16 protein-coding genes are annotated in these 17115 nt (G+C 62.0%); 1 reads left to right on the top strand and 15 read right to left on the bottom strand.

What is annotated here, in order from left to right; translation table 11 throughout:
* The first annotated feature begins 51 nt into the window (after positions 1–51).
* Positions 52–1113, top strand: a complete 1062-nt coding sequence (locus IDH44_RS17450) for a LacI family DNA-binding transcriptional regulator (protein WP_190919885.1) — start codon at positions 52–54, stop codon at positions 1111–1113.
* 96 nt (positions 1114–1209) lie between these two features.
* Here the strand turns inward: IDH44_RS17450 and IDH44_RS17445 are convergent, their stop codons facing one another.
* The 15 genes from IDH44_RS17445 to IDH44_RS17375 form a co-directional block, all read right to left on the bottom strand.
* Positions 1210–1824: a TetR/AcrR family transcriptional regulator gene (locus IDH44_RS17445; protein ID WP_190919883.1), complete on the bottom strand. Its 615-nt coding sequence runs from the start codon at positions 1822–1824 to the stop codon at positions 1210–1212.
* An 88-nt stretch (positions 1825–1912) separates the two neighbouring features.
* On the bottom strand, positions 1913–2353 hold the full coding sequence (locus IDH44_RS17440; protein ID WP_190919881.1) for a VOC family protein: 441 nt from the start codon (positions 2351–2353) through the stop codon (positions 1913–1915).
* Between the two features lie 35 nt (positions 2354–2388).
* On the bottom strand, positions 2389–2892 hold the full coding sequence (locus tag IDH44_RS17435) for a hypothetical protein (protein WP_190919879.1): 504 nt from the start codon (positions 2890–2892) through the stop codon (positions 2389–2391).
* Positions 2893–2918: 26 nt separating this feature from the next.
* Positions 2919–3902: an aldo/keto reductase gene (locus tag IDH44_RS17430; RefSeq protein ID WP_190919877.1), complete on the bottom strand. Its 984-nt coding sequence runs from the start codon at positions 3900–3902 to the stop codon at positions 2919–2921.
* 202 nt (positions 3903–4104) lie between these two features.
* Positions 4105–4980 (bottom strand): cupin domain-containing protein, encoded by an 876-nt coding sequence (locus IDH44_RS17425; protein WP_223869781.1) that lies wholly within the window; start codon positions 4978–4980, stop codon positions 4105–4107.
* A gap of 75 nt (positions 4981–5055) precedes the next feature.
* A complete protein-coding gene (locus IDH44_RS17420; RefSeq protein ID WP_190919875.1) occupies positions 5056–5937 on the bottom strand; it encodes a carbohydrate ABC transporter permease in 882 nt (293 codons plus the stop codon).
* Between the two features lie 17 nt (positions 5938–5954).
* On the bottom strand, positions 5955–6872 hold the full coding sequence (locus tag IDH44_RS17415) for an ABC transporter permease (RefSeq protein ID WP_190919873.1): 918 nt from the start codon (positions 6870–6872) through the stop codon (positions 5955–5957).
* A gap of 130 nt (positions 6873–7002) precedes the next feature.
* The gene (locus tag IDH44_RS17410) at positions 7003–8652 is read right to left on the bottom strand and encodes an extracellular solute-binding protein (RefSeq protein ID WP_190919871.1); all 1650 of its coding nucleotides are present in this window, start codon (positions 8650–8652) and stop codon (positions 7003–7005) included.
* A 435-nt stretch (positions 8653–9087) separates the two neighbouring features.
* Complete coding sequence (locus IDH44_RS17405) at positions 9088–9282, bottom strand: hypothetical protein (RefSeq protein ID WP_190919869.1); 195 nt, start codon at positions 9280–9282, stop codon at positions 9088–9090.
* Between the two features lie 227 nt (positions 9283–9509).
* Complete coding sequence (locus IDH44_RS17400) at positions 9510–11963, bottom strand: alpha-L-rhamnosidase-related protein (RefSeq protein ID WP_190919867.1); 2454 nt, start codon at positions 11961–11963, stop codon at positions 9510–9512.
* Positions 11964–12133: 170 nt separating this feature from the next.
* The gene (locus tag IDH44_RS17395; RefSeq protein ID WP_190919865.1) at positions 12134–13222 is read right to left on the bottom strand and encodes a GIY-YIG nuclease family protein; all 1089 of its coding nucleotides are present in this window, start codon (positions 13220–13222) and stop codon (positions 12134–12136) included.
* A gap of 199 nt (positions 13223–13421) precedes the next feature.
* Complete coding sequence (locus IDH44_RS17390; protein ID WP_190919863.1) at positions 13422–13835, bottom strand: hypothetical protein; 414 nt, start codon at positions 13833–13835, stop codon at positions 13422–13424.
* An 85-nt stretch (positions 13836–13920) separates the two neighbouring features.
* The gene (locus tag IDH44_RS17385) at positions 13921–14856 is read right to left on the bottom strand and encodes a glycine betaine ABC transporter substrate-binding protein (protein WP_190919861.1); all 936 of its coding nucleotides are present in this window, start codon (positions 14854–14856) and stop codon (positions 13921–13923) included.
* Positions 14857–14888: 32 nt separating this feature from the next.
* Positions 14889–15725, bottom strand: coding sequence for an ABC transporter permease (locus tag IDH44_RS17380; RefSeq protein ID WP_190919859.1), 837 nt, complete (start codon positions 15723–15725; stop codon positions 14889–14891).
* The gene (locus tag IDH44_RS17375) at positions 15722–17053 is read right to left on the bottom strand and encodes a quaternary amine ABC transporter ATP-binding protein (protein WP_190919857.1); all 1332 of its coding nucleotides are present in this window, start codon (positions 17051–17053) and stop codon (positions 15722–15724) included. The genes IDH44_RS17380 and IDH44_RS17375 overlap by 4 nt, the downstream gene beginning before the upstream one ends.
* Positions 17054–17115: the final 62 nt, after the last annotated feature.

Raw genomic sequence — 17115 nt, 5'->3', positions numbered from 1 at the left:
CAGGTGAGGTATACTGGAGGCAGTCCAGCGCAGATCGGAGGAGCAAGAGGTATGGCCAATCGCAAGGAAATCACGCTGCGCACCCTCGCGGCAGAGCTTGGGCTGAGTCCGCATACCGTATCCAAGGCGCTGCGGGGCCTGCCCGGCATGTCCGAGCGCACCCGTGCGACCGTCGCGGCCGCGGCGGCCCGGCTCGGCTACCGGACCAAGGAGCAGGAGCGGGCGCTGCGCGCGGAGCGCATCCCGATCTACAGCGCGCAGCCGCGGCGCTTCGCCTTCGTCATGCCGCGCCGGCATTTCGGGAATATCCATCGCCAGCTGCTGGACGGCATACAGTCCCGGCTAGGCGAATTCGGTCATGCGCTCGAGACCGTCATGGAGCCGGAGCCACACGAGGCGGATAGCGTCGCGGACGGCAAGGACTGGGTCGAGCGGGCCGGCTTGCCGTACCACGACGGCCTCTTCATCCCGCCGCTGCTCGAAGCCGCGAGCGAAGCCCGGCTGCTCGCCCTGCGGCAGCCCGTCATCCTGTTGAACTATCCGCCGCCGGCGACCTTCGTCGACAGCGTCGTCTGGGATGTGGCGACGGCCGTGCATCAGTCGGTGCGCTACCTGGTCGAGCGCGGACATCGCCGGATCCTTTATATCGGAGACATTACGCATCATCGCGGCTTCCGCGTGCGCTGGCACGCCTTCTGCGAGGCGATGCGCGACGCCGGCCTGGAGGCGCAGCCGGAGCACCATATGACGGTCAGCTCGCATACCGGCGAAGCCTATGTCGAAGCATTGGCTGCCGTGCTTGTACGAGAAGCCCCGACGGCCTTGCTCGTCGGGATCGAGCACGATCTGGGCGCCGTCTACTACGCCTGCCGCTCGCTGGGGCGCACGATCCCCGCAGACTATGCGCTGATCGGACTCGAGCATGCGCCGAGCCGGCTGCTCCCCGGTCTGACCCGCCCCGAGCTGCTCGTCCGCGACAGCGGCGCCCGCGGCGTCGACCGGATGCTGTGGCGCATCTCCAATCCGAGCCTGCCGTATGAGCACATTCAGATTCAGGGCGGGTTCTGCGACGGCGATACGGTGCGTACGAGCCATTGTCCGTTGGACACTTGAGCGGTTAGGAGCCACTCCGGTAACCTGCTCTCGGGACACGTCATGCAATACCGGACCAGACTCGGCTCTTTCTGTGCACGATATTTCGGAAGCGATCTATTCCTTCCCGTCGCGTCCGGCCTTCATTCGCATGCGAAAGCCCTCCAGGAACAGTCCGAGCATCTGCATCGTCTCCTCCATCGCTTCCGGCCGTTCCGCGTGCTCGGCATTCCACAGCGTCATCTCGTTGAGCGCACCCGACAAAAAATGCGTCATCGGCGCTAGCTGCACCTCAGGCAGCTCTCCCAGCTCCCGCATCGTCTGCAGGTGCTCGCCGAGATGTCGCATCGCATGCCGCTCGTCCAGTTCGCGCCAGGCCGCCCAGCCGAGCACAGCCGGTCCGTCGATCAGCATGATCCGCCGATTGTTCGGCGCCACGGCTGCTCTGATGAATGCCGCACAGCCTAGCCGCAGTTGTTCCCACGCTTCGCTCCCACGCTTCGCCTCCCGCTCCACACTGTCGGCTACTTCTTGCTGAACTTGATCCATCACGGCCGCGAACAGCCCTTTCTTGCTGCGGAAATGATGATACAATGCTCCCCGCGTCAAGTCGGCCTCGGCCGCAATGGATTCAAGTGCCGCCGCTGTATATCCGTGTGCCGCGAAATGCCTCCTGGCCACGCGCAGCAGACGCTTAACCGTCTCATAGGTGTCCGCTTGATTTCTTCTCATAGCCGCATCTTCGCTCCATTCTAACCTCATCGTCCTATCACTTTGTCAGAATCGACGCGTGCTTGTCAAGACGGATGCGTTAACGTGCTTACTCCGCGCCGGCTTCCCATATTTGCTCGTTGTAGTGTTCGGAGAATTCCTCTGTAGGCGGTATGATCTGAATCACATCGATCAGCACGCCGCTCGGATCGGAGGTGAGAAAGTGGCGCTGGCCAAACGCTTCATTACGCATCTCCTGCCGCAGCGGAAGTCCGGCCGCTTCGATGAGCCGCGCATATACGACGTCCACGTCCTCGACCTCAAAATTCAGGATTAGACCCTGCGTACCGGCGCGGAAGCCCTCCGGCACCGTCGCATGGAAAGCGTCCAGCACGGCCAGCTCGTATTCAAACGATTCGCTCGCCATGCGGAGACTAATATACCATTCCGACTCGAATACCGTTTCAAAAGCGAAATACGTTTTGTAAAATTCCGCGGTCAAGGACACCTCGTCAGTCATGATAACGGGATAATAACTGTTAATTTTCATACAGTGAAGAACCCTCCTTGTGATTTAAGATAATTTCACTTTAACATACATACAGAATGTATGTAAACTTGAATTAAAAAGCCCGCATACCGCGCGCCAAGCATCTCCAACTCGTCAAGCGGGAGCGTGTACAGCACGCGTCCCTCATAGACGGTCCGGGTCGCGCCGGGCAGCGCAGCCAGCTTGGCCCAGAGGCGCTGCAGCCGCGACGGGCCGGCGCCGGGCCAGAACTGGACCTGAGCGGCCGCCGGACTCTCCCGACCATGCCATCCGCCTCCATTCCCAATATCAGGACCGATGGTCCCGTCCCGTCTTCCCCGCTCTCGGGCAAACTTGCCATATCTGCGGCACAAATAGGCATTATTCGCCAAGGCGGCAAACCGCATCTCGCGCACTTCTGGATGCGTCTCGGTCAAATAATCTGCCAGAAAAGCCAGACCGCGGCGAAAAACGCGCCCGCCGCGATAGCGGCGCGCCAGCAGGATCGCCGACGAACGCCACCTCCCGCTCCTCGAAGGCGCGCTCGCGCGTGCCGCCACGCTCGTCCGCTCCCCTCTGCCGCCGCTCAGCGAACCCGGTAGCCGGTGAAATCGAGATCCGGCCCCAGCCCCTGCTTGACCTCGGCGGTAATCGCGTCGAGCCGCCGCAGGAAGTCCGGGCTCAGCTCCAGCGATGCCGCCGCCGCGTTGGACAAGGCTTGCTCGCGATTGCGCACGCCGCCCAGCACGGACGCCACGCCGGGCTGATGCAGCAGCCAGGCCAGCGCGACCTTGTTCATCGGCTGGCCGATCTCCTCGCACAGCTGCGCAATCGCGCGAACCGCGGCGAATGTCTCTGCCTCCAGCCCCGGCTCATGATGCGGCGCCGCCGCGCGCGAGGAGGCGAAATGCTTGGTCCGCATCCGCTCCTCGGGAAACTGGTCGATGGCGGTATACTTGCCGCCGAGCAAGCCCTGTGCAAGCGGGCTGTAGCAGAGCAGGCCGACTCCCTCTTGCTCGCAGAGCGGCTGGACCTCGTACTCAACCGCACGCCAGAGCAGGCTGTATATGATCTGATTGCTCGCCAGGGCGCGATGCTGCAGCGCCTCGCCCAGATCGACGGCGCCGAAATTACATACGCCCGCAGCGCGAATCTTGCCTTGCTGCTCCAGCAGCGTGAGCGCTTCCAGCGTCTCGGACAGCGGTACCTCGCGATTCGGCCAATGCACCTGGTACAGATCGATGTAATCGGTCTGCAGCCTTCGCAGACTGCGCTCGCACGCTGCGATCACCTCGGCCTTGGCCAGATGGCCCGGGCTTACCTTGGTCGCGATGACCGCCTGCTCCCGTCTGCCGAGCAGCGCGCGTCCGAGCACCTCCTCCGAGTGGCCGTCGCCGTAGCCTTCCGCCGTATCAAAAAACTGCAGGCCGGCGTCGAGCGCCGCATGTACCGCCCCGGCGGATTCGGCTTCGTCCTGATCGCCCCAGAGCTTGCCTCCGGCAAAGGCCCAGCAGCCGACGGCAATCGGGGATACCTCGATTCCGGTATTGCCCAGCTTTCGTTTGCGCATATGCCCGTTCCCCTTTCGTTCCTAGCTTGCGCGCCGCATCGTACAACGCCGCCGCGTATTGCACTAGTATAGCACGATTCGGGGATTATAGGGACAACCGCAAAGCAGCCCGGTCGCGGTCGAAAGACTGCGCCAAGCATGAGCGGACAGGAGACATCTCCGGGACGGAACACAAAATCACGCTTGAAGCGGTGCTGCAGGATTAACTCTCCGCTGCCATGGCGTCGGCCTTGGTGCGATGCACCGTGCCGCGCGGATGCTGGGGCGGCGCATAGATGACGTAGACCTTCATCGGCTTGTCGCCGGTGTTGGTCACATTGTGCCAGGTGCCTGCGGGGATCATGACCGCGTCGTCCTCGCCGGCCTTCTGCCGGAAGGTCAGGTTATCCTTGGTCTTGCCCATCTCGACCAGTCCCTCCCCTTCCTCAAGGCGGATGAACTGATCCGTATGCGGGTGAACCTCCAGTCCGATATCAGCGCCGGGATCAATGCTCATCACCGTGACCTGCAGATGCTCGCCTGTCCAGATCGCTGTCCGATACGTGTCGTTGCGCTCGGTGACCTCTTCGATGTCGATCACGAGCGGCTGCGGACCGTAGTCCTTGATTGCCGGCTGGCCGAGGCCGCGCAGCAGCTCCATATGCTGCTGCTCGCTCAGGGTCGCTTGACGGAACGCGTGCTGGAGATAGCCGTATGCGCCGCCCCAGCCGCCGAGCCGGTAGTCTTCGTAGCCGGCTGCGCCGATCGCGCCCGCCTTGGCCAGACCGTCGCGATAATCCGCGAACGGGATCGGCTCGACCGCATACACCGGCTCCTGACCCGTTAAGCCGCGGTACAGCCCGATGAAGCGCAGCAATTGCCCCTGCTTGCACGCCAGTGCCAGCTGCAGCCCCTCGCGCTGCTCCCGGTCGGGCGCCAGCTCGACCAGTCGTTCGTATAGCCCGGCGGCGGCGGCCTCCCGCCGGATGCCGTTCAAGACGGCCGCAATCTCCACGCCCGGCCAATTGCCCGGCATGACTGGATATGACGCGTAGCCGCCATACCCGTATGGCACACCTGCAGGCGCGCTCTGAATCATGTGACACCATTCCTTTCCTTGGCTGATGTCACAGCATATGCCCATTAGCGCGGAGACGTACCATGCGCCAGCGCTCTATTCCTTGAGCGAGCCGATGAGCACGCCCTTGACGAAATACTTCTGCAAAAATGGATAAATGACGACGATCGGCAGCACTGCTACGACGATGATCGCATACTTGATCTGCACCGCATAGAGCGAGCGTGCGGATTGCTCCATCATGCCCTCGAGCATGTTGGTGTCGTTCTGAATCAACACCTTGATCAGATACAGCGACAGCGGCTGCAGGCTGGAATCGGACAAGTAGAGCAGCGCCGGCATGAAGCTGTTCCAGTGCGAGACGGCATAGAAGAGCGTCAATACCGCCAATATGGGCTTGCACAGCGGCAGCACGATGCGCACCAGGATGACGGCGTCATTGGCGCCGTCGAGCTTGGCCGATTCGTGCAGCCCTTCCGGAATGCCCTGGAAAAACGTGCGCGCAATGATGACATTGAAGGCGCTGATCGCCGTCGGCAGCAGGATGGCCCAGCGCGTATTGTAGATGCCCAGCTCCTGCACGAGGATGAACATCGGCACGAGTCCGCCGGTAAAAAACATCGTCAGCACGATAAAAATCATCATCGGCTTGCGTATAATGAAATTGCGAATCGAGAGCGGGTAGGCCGCCATGATCGTCAGCGCCACATTGAGCGCCGTGCCGGCCACCGTGTAAAACACGGTATTGCCATAGGACTGCCACAGGTCGGGGTTGGCAAATACGCGCACGTACGCTTCTCCGGACAAGCCCTTGGGCAACAGCCACACCGACTTGTTGACGACATTGACCGGATCGCTGATGGACATGCTGATGATATAAAGGAACGGATACAGCGTCACTGCCAGCGCCAGCCACATGGTCAGCACGATGACGCCGTCGGATACGCGTTCCCCCAAGCCTTTGCGATGGTAGGGCATTTAGACAGCACCTCGCTTTACCATAGTGAAGTCTCCGACGTCTTGCGGCTCGTGTAATTGGCGATGAGCAGCAGCGCAATATTGATGACGTTGTTGAACAGACTGATCGCCGCGCCATAGCTGAACTCGGCGTTCTGTATGCCGCGCCGGTACACGAACGTGCCGATGATATCCGCCGTCTCGTAGGTCGCCGGATTGTAGAGCAGCAGCACCTTTTCGAATCCGACCGACATCAGATTGCCGATATTGAGGATCAGCAGGATGACGATCGTCGGCGCGATCCCGGGCAACGTAATGTGGCGAATCTTCTGCCAGCGCCGGGCGCCGTCCATCTCGGCCGCCTCGTACAGATGCGGATTGATGCCGGCGATAGCGGCGATGTAGATGATCGACTCCCAGCCGAAGCTCTGCCAGATGTTGGACGAGACGAAGATCGTGCGGAACCAGCCCGCTTCGGCGAGAAAGTTAATCGGCGCGATGCCAAGCAGGCCGAGCAACTGGTTGATGAGGCCGTCGACGGGCGACGTGAAGGTGACGATCATCCCCGCAACGACCGCGATGGAAATAAAATGCGGCAGGTAGCTGGCCGTCTGCACCGTTTTTTTGAACCACGGATTGCGCAGCTCGCTGAGCAGCACCGCGAACAGGATCGGCATGGAAAAGCCCCATAGCAGCGAATACAGGCTGAGCAGCAGCGTATTGCGGATCAGCCGCCAAAAATAAATCGAGTTGAAAAATTGCTCGAAATACTTGAAGCCTGCCCACGGGCTGCCAAGAATGCCTTCGATCGGTCTGAAATCCTTGAACGCAATCAGGATGCCATACATTGGAATGTAATGAAAGATCACATAATACAAAATGGGCGGCAGTGCAATCAGCAGCAAAATCCAGTCTCGCCGCACACGGGAAAGCACGATTGCAGCTTGTCTTATCATAGGCGGGTCCCCCTCCCGTTCGGCCTGGCAGCGGCAGTAATGGCCCGGCGCGAGCCGGCCATGCGGCCGCGCCGTTCGGGCATCGGTCCGGCTCGCGCCGGCCCGATGCCCGATTAGACCAGCGAACGACTTATTGCAGCGCTTCCTGGAAGCGGTCGTACTGGGCTTGCTTGATGGCGACGACCTCTTCGATGCCGAGGCCGTTCAGATCGCTGCGGAATTTGTCCCAGTCGATCGGCTTGGAGCCCATGACGAACTGCACGAGATTCTCCTGCAGGTACGTGTTGATGTCGGTCTGGAGCGTGGTGAGACGCTCGTTCTCCTCGACCGAAGGCAGGCCGAGCGGCGTCGCCGGGATCAGATACGATTCGACATGCTCCGCCTGCGCCTTCAGATCGGGCTTGTATGCCATGATGGCCGCAGGCTGATCGGACAGATAGCCCTCGGTAGCGCGAATCCACGGCACGGTCGGGAATGCGCCGAGCGAGCGCAGCGCCGCAGTGAAGTCCAGTCCGTCGGGATTATTCATCGTCCATTCGGTGAATTGCGGCTTGCCGTCCACCATCTCGTAGCTCTGCCCTTCGATGCCGAAGGCCATGTACCGCGAGCCTTCCTCGCTGGCATAGACGTAATCCAGCCACTTGATCGCCGCTTCCGGGTTGTCCGCGCTGGAAGTGATGCCGAACCAGCCGCTCAGCGGACCGTATTCTTCATAGAAGGGCTCGGAGGCTTCACCGGTCGGCGGCACCGTGATCATCCAGTCCGGCGAAGCAATGCCGTTGTCGGCTTGCAACGTCGCGAAGTTGGCGGTATTGGCGAGGAATCCGCTGGTAGCGCCGATCATGTCGCGCGAAAACTTGGAATTGAATTGCTCCTCGTTGAAGCTGGCGAATTCCGGATCGATCAGACCTTCCTCGTAGAGCTGGTGCGACCATTCGATCAGTTCCTTCGCTTCGTCCTTCATCCACTGGAATTCCATCTCGCCCTGCGCATTGGGGGCATAGCCCGAGCTGTAGAACATATGCAGGCCGAGCGCGCTGCCGAACAGACCCAGGTCGCGAGTGGCATAACGCGGCGAGAACGGAATTTCGTCGGCTTGCCCGTTGCCGTTGGGATCCTGCTCCTTGAAGGCCTTGAACACGCGATGCCATTCGTCCAGAGTGGTCGGCTCCTCGAGTCCGAGCGCATCCAGCCAGCGCCGATTCAAGATGAGCGCGTACGGGTCGGTCTTTGCAGCGCCGCTGGTCACCGACGAGATCGCATAGATATGCCCGTCCGGCGCGGTCATCAGACTTTTGAGCTCGGGATAGTCTTCAAAAAACCGGGTGATGTTCGGCGCATGCGCCTCGATCAGCTCGTCCAGCGGAATCAGGATGCCCTGATCGGCGAGCTTGATCGGATCGCCCTCCGGGGCGTTCAGGATGTCCGGCAGATCCTGGGCTGCGGCGACGCGCACCTTCATTGTCTGCGCGTATTGCGAGGCCGGCACGACGTCCCAATCGATCTTGACGCCGGTCTTCTTCTCGATCTCTTGCCAGACCGGCAAACCGCTTGTCAGACTTTTGGGCGTGTAATAGTTGTCGTTGGTGCCGACCGACAGCGTGACGTCGCCGTTCGCGATCGAGCCCGACGTTTCCCCGCTGTTTCCGTCGTTTTGCGTATTGCCTTCTGCCTGATTTGAATTCGGCGATTCCGTTTCGTTGGCGCTGCAACCAATGACGGCCAGTGTCAACGCGAGCATAAGAATAAACATTTTCGGCATTTTCCATATGCGTTTCATACCCGAACCTCCCGTTGTGCGAATGAAAAAAATGAGGTTGCATTTTGCTGGGAAGACACTCGACTGGGGACAAGAAAACCAATGATTCACAATATTTTCTGTCTAAATCTTTTGAAGTATGCACATCTTCCTCCCATAAAGTAATCGATTACTATTACTTGCTAACAATGACCCGCTTGGTTTGAGCCGAACGTTTGCGTGCCTCTTTTTGCACAAAACCGATCCGGATACACGGGCCTGCGACACTGCATTCAATTTCAGAGCGACTCGACATTTGCAGCAAGACGGCTGGCACCGCATTGCTTTTGCAAGGCGAAACGGCTGTCTCCGTTCTCAGGCGGCGACAAAGTAATCGATTACTGTTTGGTTGCTTTTCATTATACGGAGGGGATACCCATCTGTCAATTGTTTTTTCGGAGCTCATGTCACGTAATATTACGCATGATTGACAAGCACTGGCGAGGTGTGGGCAATTCCGAAGCGCACCGGTTCCTCCGTCACGAACGGCACGAAATAATGGCGCGCGTCAAGACTCTCGCGGCCAAGCACGCGGTTGATCCGCCAATTGTAGCTTCCCTGCTCCAGCTTCGCGATCAGTGCCTTTTCTTTCGGAAGCGGCTGGACGGGCACCCAACTGGGCTTCAGCTGCCAGATCCCGATTATCGAGGATGCGTCTGCGACGGCGCTCCAACCGCTGCAGCGCAGTCAACCGCACGGTCGCGCCCCCATCCACTCTACTCATCTGTCCCCTCCTCACCCTGCACGTCGATCAGCGGCCAGCCGGAATGCGAACGCCACGATGTCGTCACCTAGCAGCTGGGCGCTGAACCAGTGCCAGAATCCCCCCCCCATATCGGTCACTCCTCTATGATGCGAATCGTCGTCGCGGCGTCTTGCTCGACCTCGAGCCGCATCCCGGCGGGCACCTCCACCTCTACCTGCTGGCAGCCCCCGACCAGCCGGGAGCGAAAGCGCACGAGGCCGGCAGCGGTATGAATCGTGGCATTCAATCTTGCCAGATCCGACAGCCGCGGCGCCAGCCTGCTGACTCGGAAGCCGGGCTCGAGCGGAGCGAGGCCGACGATATCCATCAGGAGCACATAGAGCGGCGCCACAGCAGCATGACTCCACTGGTCGGTCGAATCCGGACGCGCCTCACGATACTCGGACATCGTATTGTTGAGCCGGACCGACGGCCATTGCGCCCATTCCTCCCGCCATTCGCGCAATACGACGTCCGCTCGGCCGCCCCTCGCGAGCGCGCGATGACGCCACCCGGCATTGGGCGGATAAGAGCGCCCCAGCTCGGGAGGACGCTCGGCCAAGACTTGCAGAGCCGGCGCAGTGACTTCCTCCGGGCACAAGCCGTACAGCAGCGCCGCCGCGAGCGAGCGGTCGCATAGCCGCATAGGCTCGTCCGGCCATGGCCGGCTGCAGACATACAGGCCGCGCTCCGCATCCCAGTATTTCGCCACAGTGGCCGCGAGCAGTTCGTCCGCCAGCCGCGCGCTGCGCCTGGCCTCGCGCTCGTCGCCCATGACACGCGCCAACGGCGCCATCCCCTCGCGGAGCATGCCGATTGCGTGCAGATTGAAGGCGCACTGCTTGTGCCGCTGCCGCTGATACACATGCTGATCGAGCCATACTGTCGGTACGCCCAGACCCTCTACCGGCAGCAGTCCATCCGCGCCGCGGATCAGCGCCAGGTAGTCCACGAAGCGACGAAGCCGAGGATACGTCTCTTCCAGCGCTTCGCGGCGTCCCGTCTCCAGATAATGATGCCAATTGTCCAGTACGAACTGGACGCTGTGATCGAGTATCGGCCCCCATCGCGTCAGGCCAAGCTCGCGCTGCGGCACGCGGACGACCCGATCGTAGGCCGGCCAGCAATCGAGGAAGTACCCTTCGCTTGTCTGGCCCTGACTATAGGTCCGCAGGAAGCGTTCCGACAGCGCCGTATCGCCCAGCGCGTAGCGGAGCGCATGCAACTCATGCCCGATATCGCCGCTGTATTGCTGACGTTCCCGCCCCATGCCGTCGACGAGTGTCTCCAGCGCATTGTTGCGCATCGTATTGACGCACGCATCCATCAGCCGCTGAAGCGCAGGCTCGCCGCAGACGACAGCGGCCTCGTGCGGCCACGGATGCAGACGCCGCCTTGCGCCGACGCCCCGCAAGCAGACCGGCTCGCCGTGGTTGCGGATATGCAGCTGCATCCAGCGCATCGATTCGTATTCATAGCACTCGAACCGATGCGCGCCCCCGGCGCAGATGAAGCGGCTCCACGCGAACTTGTGACTGTCCAGCCAGTGCTCCCGTTCGGGATCGTGCGCCTCCTGCGTCATCAGCTCGACCACTGTGCCGGGCGGCGCCTCGATGGTGAAGTAGGGAAAACCGACAAGCTGCTCGGACCATTCGAAGGTAAGCGCGAACGCCTCGCGCGGACTGTGCGCAGCCGGGATGCGCCACACTCCCGGCTCCTCCGCTGCGAAGTCTCCCGGAGCGGCGGGGACGGTGCGCATCGACTCCGGCATGCGAAAGTCAAACCAGTCGGCCGGGTCGCGCGTCCACTCGACGCGCGCGGCCGCAGCGAGCCTGTGCGGCGGCGTCCGGCGCTCGATCAGCAGCGGGACGCTGCGTCGCCGCAGCGCGCTGACTCCCTCCGGCGGCGGCGTCAGCTCGTAGAGGTAATCGGGATAATCCGTAGCCAGCGGCGGTCCAGACGCCGCACCCTCCAGCTCCATTGCCGCCGTCCAGCCTTCATCAGCCGTGCCGCAGCCGGGCGTGTCCCAGCCGTGCGGATGCAGACGAGCATCGAATTCCTCTTGCAAGGACCGCAAGTACCAGCGCTTGTATTGCCCCGGCCGATGGCCGCGGTCGACTCGACACGACCAGGTGGCGTCCGAGACGATCCGATCGATCCGACCGGCCTCATCCTCGACCTCCAGGTGCAGCAGGACCCCCGGCTTGCCCATTGGCCATGTCCCGTCGCCGTGTCCATAATAGAGCACCTCCAGACCGATCACGTGCTCGCCCGCACCGAGCGCATCGGTCAGCTCGATCGGATCGGCCTCGGGCCAGCGGGGATCGGACGGCGCCGGCCCCCACTGCATGCGGCGTCCGTCGACCGTGAGCCGGTAGCGGCTGTCCGCGAGCAACCACCCCGACACGCGGCGAGGCGGCGCGGCGAACACGACCCTTTTGCGGAACAGCACGAATGTATTGGGCAACGTTCGCGCCGACGGCAGCCACATCCAGCGTGCCGGCGCGAGGTCGAGGTTTCCTGCGACTTCCGTTGATTCTTTTGACAATTTCTCACCTTCCTTGCGTCAATTGCACACATGCTGTATATCCTAGCACAGTCGGCGTCCGGCCGCATCTGCCGAATCGACGAGATGCCGTCCGGCAGAGCCGGACGGCATCCTAATGGGTATCGGCAGCGCAGCGAGCGCCGGGGGGGGGGACGATTGCCCGAGCGCTCTTATGTAGGCTGGGCCATCCGGTAGGCGAGATTCTCCTTGCACAGCTCCAGCAGCCGCAGCTTGGGGCCTCGCCTCGGGACGGAGAGGCGCACCGGCGCGCCGCGGCGGCGCAGCAGTGCCGCTACGCGGTCGCGATCCGCCAGGCGGTTGACGATGATCTCCTTCGGCCGCTCGCCCCGGTACCGGGCGATCAAAAAATCGTCGCCCGGCTCGATCGCCGCGGCATCCAGCGCATGCACCGTGAAATCGCGCAGCATGCCCTCCTGGACCGTCGCCACCAGCGCCTCACGCTCGCCAATGTACACGATATCTTGATCGTAGGTGAGCTCGCGATCGACAATCTGGACAGGGGCGCGGCGCTCAAGATTGCGAATATGATGCAGCATATTGGCCGCTTTTTCGAATTCGAGCCGCTTCGCGTAGCGCCCCATCCGCTCTTGCATCGCCGGGAGCAGTCTGGCGCCGCCATTCTCCAGCAGTTCGGCGGCGCTTCGTACGTCGCGCAAATAATCGGCCTCGGAGATATGGCCGCCGCAGACGCCGCTGCAGCGCTTAATATGATAGAGCAGGCAGGCGCGGCGCGGCAGCTCGCTGCAGGTCCGCAGCTTGAAGTGATCGTTGATGAAATCCATCACGCCGCTGCGGAATGCGGAGCTCAGATAGGGGCCGAAGCGCACTTCGCCGGACGCCGCGCCGCGCGCCGACTCGCTGGCCGTACCGGCTCTCCTGCGGTCCCGGTAATGCACGTCCAGACGAGGCAGCGCCTCGTCCGTCAGCTTGAGATACGCGTAGCCGCTGTTGTCCTTTTTAAGCGCCCGATTGAACGGCGGCTGGTGCAGCTTGATCAGATTGTTTTCGAGGATCAGGCTTTCAGCCTCGTTGCCGACGAGCATAATTTCGATATCGGCCACCGTCTCCACCAGCTCGCGCAGCCGTCGTCTCTCCTGCGGCCGTCCGAAATACGAGCGCAATCGGCTGCGCAGGCTTTTGGACTTGCCGACATATAGAATGCGTCCCGCCTTGTCCTTCATCAGATAACAGCCCGGCCGCTCGGGATAGCGTGCGGGCTCGAACCGAAAACCAGGCACCCGTCTCCAGCCTCCTTGATCGCCATGCAGCTGTCACATCCCGCCCTGGAATATACGTTCGCATGAATTTGCTACGATTGTAGCAAGAAGCGCGATGCCCGTCCAGACAGAGAATGGAAATTGAAAGAGGCGTGCGGGCTAATCTAAAAGCTGCCGCTCCCCGGAACGATCCGAGAGTCGGCAGCTTCTTTTGCTTTCGTTATTGCGCTTGTGCATCATTCAGCACCTCTACGTCCTGGAGCACATGCTGGTAGAACGTTTCGGCGCCCTCTTCGCGCTCGAAGGTGTAGACTTTCGTTATATACGTAAAATGTACCTTGTCGCCTTCGTTTAGCGCTTCGACCTGCTCGCGCACGGCGTCTCCAAATTGAAAGGCGACGCCTTGTCCATACCAGGTTATCTCCAGCGTATGTCCGTCGGCCAGACCGACGTAAAAGCCTTTGCCTTGCTTGAGCTCGGCCTGCGCTTGCTCACCGGCAGCCGAGTCACCGCTTTGCGCCGCGGCGTGGCCGCCTCCATAACCCGATAAAGCCACACCGATTACCAAGGTCAGGATGGGCGCAATCCGCCATAGCTTGTCCTTTGTTGTTAGCAACATCGATCGTCCGTTCATCGTGCGCACCTCCGCTCTGTCGTTCGGTTGATGATGTCTCTACAACATCCTATTACCCAGATTCGGCGGTTATGAATTTTTCAGTTCAGCTTCCTACCCACTCGCCGACCTTGTCAGGGTGTCCGTCCACCCAGGCTTTGGCAGCCGCCTGCGGCTCTTCGCCATCGGCAATCTCCAGCATGACCTCGGCCATATCCTCCGGCGTCCATTCGAAGCGATCCAGCACGGCCGCCGCCTCCGGCATGTCCGACTCCAGCCCTTTGCGCGTCATTGTATGGATCTGCTCTGCTCCGCCGTAAACATTCTGCGGATCCTCGAGATATTTGAGCTCCATCTTGGCGAACATCCAGTGCGGCGTCCAGCCGGTGACGACAATCGGCTCCTTGGCTCGATACGCCTTGTCCAGTTCCTGAGCCATCGCCGCTGACGAGCTCTCGAGCAGCGTCCAATCCTCCAGCCCGTAGGTGTCCATGGCCGCCCGCGTCGACATCATGATGCCGGCGCCCGGCTCGATGCCGATGATACGGTGCTGCACGGCGTCGCCGACTGCCGCGTCGGAGGCCAATTGGTCGATGCTCGCAATTTCCATATACTGCGGCACGACCAGCCCGATGCGCGTGCCGTTCAGGTTCGGACCGAGATCGACCAGTTGGTCGCCGTATTGCTCGATATAAGCCGCATGCGTCGTCGGCAGCCACGCCGCCACCATCGCATCGGCGCTGCCGTCGGAGATGCCGGCGAACATCGGGCCCGCGTCGACCTGCAGCAGCTCGACCTGACAACCCAGCTTTTGCTCCAGCACTTCCTTGACGACATAGGTGCTGGCGATTTCCGAATCCCAGGCGACGTAGGCGAGCCGGATCTGCCCGCATGCCTGAGGCGCGGCTTCACCCGTGCCGTTCCCGGCATTGCCCGCTCCCGCCTGATTGCCGTTGTTGCTCGTTCCGGCTCCGCCGCAGCCGCCCAGCAGCACGGCCAACAGGATGACGGCGCCGGCTTGCTTCCATCCGCTTTTATTCATGGTCTTGTTCCTCCTGTTCGGGATCGTGTTGGTTATGTCGATTTTGCCGAGCGCACGAGTCGCTGGGTGACGCGGTCGAGCAGGATGGCCAGGATGACGATGGCAATGCCCGCCTCGAAGCCGACGCCCGTGCGCGTCTGCGTCACCGCGCGATACACATCCGCGCCGACGCCCTGCGCGCCGATCATCGAAGCAATAACGACCATCGACAGCGACAGCATGATGGTCTGATTGATGCCCGCCATGATCGTGGGCAGCGCCAGCGGCAGTTGGAGCTTATACAGCTTTTGGCCCGGCGTCGAGCCAAAAGCGTCCGCCGCTTCCACTAGCTCCTCCGGCACCTGACGAATGCCGAGATTGGTCAGCCGAATCGTCGGCGGGATGGCGAAGATGACCGAGGCGATCACGCCCGGCACGACACCCAGCGAGAAGAAGGAGATCGCAGGCAGCAAGTACACGAACGCGGGCATCGTCTGCATAAAATCGAGAACCGGGGTGATCGCGCTGCGCAGCCCTGCGGAGCGGGCGCACAGTATGCCGAGCGGCACACCCAGCACGATCGACAGCAGCGCGGCCGTGAGCACCAGCGCGAGCGTCTGCATGGCGTGATCCCAATAGCCAAGGTTGTCGATCAAGAGCAGGCCGATCAGCGCGAAGACGCCGATGCGCCAGCCCGCGACCAGCCAGGCCAAAGCGGCGAGCAGCACGATCAGGATCCACGGCGCCGGCTCGCGCAGCACGAATTCCAAGGCGGATACGAGCTCGCCAATGACGGTCCTGATGGCGTCGAACAACGGTGCAAAGGAATAGCCGAGCCAGTCCTCGGCGCGCTCGACCCAGCGGTCGAGCGGCAGCTTGGGCAGATTCATGAGCGTCTCTCCTCCTCGTGGATGGCATCTGCTTCTCCGGCCGATGGTCGAGCCGATTCCTGCGCCAGATGGGCGGGCTGCTCCGGCGCATCCGTGCCGATATCCCCCTCCGGCGCCGAATCGGTCTCCGGCATCGCTCCCGCTCCATCCCGGGGCTCGCTGCCGGCGAGTGCGGCCAGGACGGCGCCGCGCACGAGGATGCCGAGCAGCCGCTTGTCCGGGTCCACGACCGCAATCGGGACGCTGGAGTGACTGAGCGGCTCGAACAATTCGCTGAGCACCGCGTCCGGCTCGACTTGGGGCGGATTGCGGTGCATGACCGCCTCCAGCGCCGCCCCCGAACGGATAGCCGCAGCGGCTTGTTCGGCGGTGACGACGCCCAGCAGCTTTTTCTGCTTGTCGACGACATACAGACTGGAGATGCCGCGCTCGCGCATCAGCTCCAGCGCCACGCGCGGGCCGCGGTCCGACGTCACCGTCTCCGGCCGCAGCATCGCATGAGCGGCCGTCAGCACGCGCGAGAGGTCGACGTCCTCGACGAAGCGCTCGACGTAGCGGTTGGCCGGCTGCATGAGGATTTCCTCCGGCGTGCCGACCTGGACAATGCTTCCGTCCTTCATCAGTGCGATGCGATCGCCGATGCGCAGCGCCTCGTCCAGATCGTGGGTTATGAAGACGATCGTCTTTTTCATTTTTTGCTGCAGCGCCAGCAGCTCATCCTGCATGTCCTTGCGAATGAGGGGATCCAGCGCGCTGAACGCCTCGTCCATGAGCAGCACATCCGGATCGTTGGCCAGTCCGCGCGCCAGTCCGACGCGCTGCTGCATGCCGCCGCTCAGCGCAGCCGGCAGATGGTGCTCCCAGCCCTTGAGCCCGACCAGTTCCAGCGCCTCCAGCGCCCGCGACCGGCGTTCGACTCGCTCTACCCCTTGGATTTCCAGCCCGTATTCGACGTTTTGCAGGACGGTGCGATGCGGGAAGAGCGCGAATTTCTGGAAGACCATGCCGATCCTGGCACGGCGGAAGCGGCGCAGCTGCTTGGCGTTCATCGCCAGCACGTCCTCGCCGCCAAAGCGCAGCTCCCCGCCAGTCGGCTCGATGAGCCGGTTAAGCAGCCGCACCAGCGTCGACTTTCCGCTCCCGGACAGACCCATAATGACGAAAATCTCGCCGGACTCGATTGCGAATGTCGCCCGATTCACGCCGACTGTCAGTCCCAGCTCGGCCGCGAGTTTTTCCTTGCTCCACCCCTCGTCCAGCCGCGCGATCGCGCGGCGCGGCTCGGGGCCAAAAATTTTACTCAGCTCGTTCACTTCAATAATCGGCATGTCGCTTCCAGCCTTTCGACGCTGCGTCGTATTCGTGGCGCGGGCTCGAAAAAAAAAGCCCG

The sequence above is a fragment of the Paenibacillus sabuli genome (assembly GCF_014705605.1).
GTDB lineage: Bacteria > Bacillota > Bacilli > Paenibacillales > Paenibacillaceae > Paenibacillus_D > Paenibacillus_D sabuli.
The sequence above is the reverse complement of the archived record's forward strand: the minus strand, read 5'-3'. Positions and strand labels throughout refer to the sequence as shown.

Bases quoted from the DNA above. Each gene is read 5' to 3' on its own strand.
- IDH44_RS17450 (WP_190919885.1), top strand. From the start codon at position 52: ATGGCCAATCGCAAGGAAATCACGCTGCGCACCCTCGCGGCAGAGCTT.
- IDH44_RS17445 (WP_190919883.1), bottom strand. From the start codon at position 1,824: ATGAGAAGAAATCAAGCGGACACCTATGAGACGGTTAAGCGTCTGCTG.
- IDH44_RS17440 (WP_190919881.1), bottom strand. From the start codon at position 2,353: ATGAAAATTAACAGTTATTATCCCGTTATCATGACTGACGAGGTGTCC.
- IDH44_RS17430 (WP_190919877.1), bottom strand. From the start codon at position 3,902: ATGCGCAAACGAAAGCTGGGCAATACCGGAATCGAGGTATCCCCGATT.
- IDH44_RS17425 (WP_223869781.1), bottom strand. From the start codon at position 4,980: ATGATTCAGAGCGCGCCTGCAGGTGTGCCATACGGGTATGGCGGCTAC.
- IDH44_RS17420 (WP_190919875.1), bottom strand. From the start codon at position 5,937: ATGCCCTACCATCGCAAAGGCTTGGGGGAACGCGTATCCGACGGCGTC.
- IDH44_RS17415 (WP_190919873.1), bottom strand. From the start codon at position 6,872: ATGATAAGACAAGCTGCAATCGTGCTTTCCCGTGTGCGGCGAGACTGG.
- IDH44_RS17410 (WP_190919871.1), bottom strand. From the start codon at position 8,652: ATGAAACGCATATGGAAAATGCCGAAAATGTTTATTCTTATGCTCGCG.
- IDH44_RS17390 (WP_190919863.1), bottom strand. From the start codon at position 13,835: ATGAACGGACGATCGATGTTGCTAACAACAAAGGACAAGCTATGGCGG.
- IDH44_RS17385 (WP_190919861.1), bottom strand. From the start codon at position 14,856: ATGAATAAAAGCGGATGGAAGCAAGCCGGCGCCGTCATCCTGTTGGCC.
- IDH44_RS17380 (WP_190919859.1), bottom strand. From the start codon at position 15,725: ATGAATCTGCCCAAGCTGCCGCTCGACCGCTGGGTCGAGCGCGCCGAG.
- IDH44_RS17375 (WP_190919857.1), bottom strand. From the start codon at position 17,053: ATGCCGATTATTGAAGTGAACGAGCTGAGTAAAATTTTTGGCCCCGAG.